The organism is Stygiolobus sp. RP850M (assembly GCF_037389295.1).
Lineage (GTDB): Archaea > Thermoproteota > Thermoprotei_A > Sulfolobales > Sulfolobaceae > Stygiolobus.
Window position 1 is genome coordinate 1 of sequence record NZ_JBBHKU010000061.1, and the last position, 2869, is coordinate 2869.

Consider the following 2869-nt stretch of genomic DNA (forward strand, 5'->3'; position numbering starts at 1 on the left):
GTCTAAGGATCACAGAAGGATTGGAGAAATAAACATTAGGTATACGGCTAACAATGACGATGAGAGCATTAGGATCGCAAAATCCGTTTGCGAGAAGTTAGGTGGGGAAGAGATTGAGGAGCTAATCCTAGGGAAGGTAATGGGTACTATAACTGGTGCTGGTAGGTCATTAAGCAAATCTGACGATGATAAATTTCTCGGGGATATAACTGGTGTAATAGTAGGTGCGTTAGTTGGCCATATTATAGATTCTGCGATAACTAAAGTTATATACTCTAAAAAGTATCCCTGCATTAAGCCTAGACCTTTTGAAGATATTGTTAATTATATTAATATCGAAAGATTAGAAGAGATAGTTAATGAACGTTGATGAGATTATCAACTTATGCGACAGTCAGTGTGTAATTTTTGATACAAGTGTAATAATTGATTATATAAGAATATTGTTGAGAAAAAATCATGAGAGAAAGCGTAATATATTGTCAAGAATTTTTAATCAATGTAGTAGAAAAGCGATAACAACACTAATTTACGAGGAAATTCTCGCTGGATCAGATGAGGATGTACAGTTACAGCAATTTTTATCTGATTTCATGATATTGCCTTTCGATATAGATGAGGCTATATTTGCCTCTAGGTTAGAAAAACAAATAAGGAATAAAGGACTTAAACCTAAAGGAGAGAATTGGAGAATAGATCTGTTTATTTCAGCTTTTGCATATACTCAACGGTGTTATATTCTAACTAAGGATGAGGATTTTACCAAAATGTTAAATTGCGAGAAATTGGACGAGGTAGAATATTACGTATGTAGAAGTTAGAGTGCCGTTGTCAACAGTTTCAGATAAACCGTGAAGTTTATATACTTTGTATGTAAGTTTAACTACAATGCTTAAACCTAAAGAAGTGTGTCAACGCTTAGGAATATCATACCGCACACTACAGAGCTATGTTAAGAAGGGTTACATAAGACCAGTAATACTACAGAGTGGAAAATGGAGGTTTAAAGAAGAGGACGTAGAAAGACTCATGGGAATAGTTAGGAAGAGGAAAGTGATACTCTATGCTAGGGTACCATCAAATACACAAAAAGACGACTTGATAAACCAAGTAAAGTACCTAGAGGAGAACGTTAAGGACTACGACCAAGTAATAACTGACGTCGGATCTTCATTAAACATGAAGAGGAAGGGATTCCTCAAGCTATTGAGGATGATACTAAACAACGAAGTGTCAAAAGTTGTCATAGCCTACCCGGACAGACTAGTAAGGTTTGGCTTTGAAATACTTGAAGAAGTGTGCAAAGCACACAACTGTGAGCTCATAGTGCTAAACAAAGAGGACAAAACACCAGAACAAGAACTAATCGAAGACCTAATCTCCATCTTGGTATCATTCAGCGGAAAGTTGTATGAAATGAGGAGCCATAAATATGAGATGGTGAAGAAATGTGTCGAAGAACTTAAGGCTTAAATCATTCCGACCAGAGGAGGAATACGTCTACCTAACTTACTCCCTGAAGAATAATAAGAAGGAGGAGACGAAAATACTACTGGAGAACTATAAACACCTACTACAGAAGGCTTTAGACTGGTTATGGGAGAGGGTAAAAGTTGAGAGAAAAGAGACAAAGAAAGGTAAGAAAGCCACTAAGATCAAAATAACTCTGCCTAAGAAAAAGGAAGTTTACAAGGCGTTGAGAAACGAGCTTGAAAAGATTAACAATCTAGCTTCCCACTACGTGGACAAGGTAATAAATGATGCTTACTCAATATTAAAGGGGTGGAAGAGGAGGGCTGAAAAGGGGCAAGCGTCATTGAGGAAACCAACACTGAGGAAGATTTACGTCAGGGTAAAGTCGACACTTAGGAAAGTTGAGGGCGAAGAAGTTAGGATTACTGTAAGACCTTATGAGTATATTACCTTCTCTTGGTCTCACAAATGGTTCTCTAGAAGAGTTAAAGGACTTGAGTTGGGTGAGCCCATAATTAAGGAGGACAAAGTTCACCTACCATTTCGTTATAAGTTACCTTGGTTTACACCCCTAGATTTCCTAGCAATTGATAGCAACCTTTACACATTGGACGCTTATGATGGGGAGAAGTTCATCACTTTTTCAATTAAGGAGTTGTACAGTCTAAAGTACGGTATGGAGTTGAAGAGGAGTAAAATACAATCTTTTGCTTCAAAGCACGGTAGGAAGGGGAAGGAGTTGTTGAGGAAGTACTCCCACCGTGAGAGGAATCGCGTGTTACATTACGTTCACAGGTTTGTGAACAAGCTGCTGGAAATGTATCCTCTCACTATGTTTGCTGTTGAAAAGTTGAATAAACAGTCAATGTTCCAAGACGCTGATGACAAGCTGTCTAAGAGGATTTCAAGGACTGTGTGGAGGACTATACACCGCATACTTAAATACAAAGCCCCACTTTACGGTTCCTTCTTGAAGGAGGTGAACCCTTACCACACTTCCAAGTCCTGCCCCAGATGTGGATGGGTTTCCCGAAAGGTAGGCAGGACTTTTCACTGCGAGAGGTGTGGGTTCACTCTGGATAGGCAATTAAACGCATCTCTAAACATATACCTCAAGATGTGCGGGTTTCCCCACCTCTTTTTTACTCCCACCGGGAGTAGGTGGGTTGGGGTTATCCCGCTAAAGGGGCGGAGGGGTATGAACAGGGCAATGCCCCGTGACTCCGGTGAAGCCCAAGGGCTGAGAATTGAATACAAATTCATGAAAATTCAATGAAGCCCAAACCCCGGTGTATTACTGGTATACTACGCCCTGAGAAGGAAGAAGTGACGACTACGTACGAATTAAATCATACCTATTTTTTCCGCTTTCTTCTTAATACCGTTTTACAGTAAT

At 39.4% G+C, this 2869-nt stretch carries 4 protein-coding genes; all 4 read left to right on the forward strand.

Annotation, left to right across the window (positions count from 1 at the left end; all coding sequences use genetic code 11):
• A partial coding sequence (locus WIW52_RS08225) for a hypothetical protein (protein ID WP_337709818.1) occupies positions 1–370 on the forward strand: 370 nt, incomplete at its 5' end.
• Positions 360–821, forward strand: a complete 462-nt coding sequence (locus tag WIW52_RS08230; protein WP_337709819.1) for a type II toxin-antitoxin system VapC family toxin — start codon at positions 360–362, stop codon at positions 819–821. The genes WIW52_RS08225 and WIW52_RS08230, both read left to right, overlap by 11 nt.
• 67 nt (positions 822–888) lie before the next feature.
• On the forward strand, positions 889–1473 hold the full coding sequence (locus WIW52_RS08235; RefSeq protein WP_337709820.1) for an IS607 family transposase: 585 nt from the start codon (positions 889–891) through the stop codon (positions 1471–1473).
• On the forward strand, positions 1451–2749 hold the full coding sequence (locus WIW52_RS08240; protein WP_337709821.1) for an RNA-guided endonuclease InsQ/TnpB family protein: 1299 nt from the start codon (positions 1451–1453) through the stop codon (positions 2747–2749). The genes WIW52_RS08235 and WIW52_RS08240 overlap by 23 nt, the downstream gene beginning before the upstream one ends.
• Positions 2750–2869: the final 120 nt, after the last annotated feature.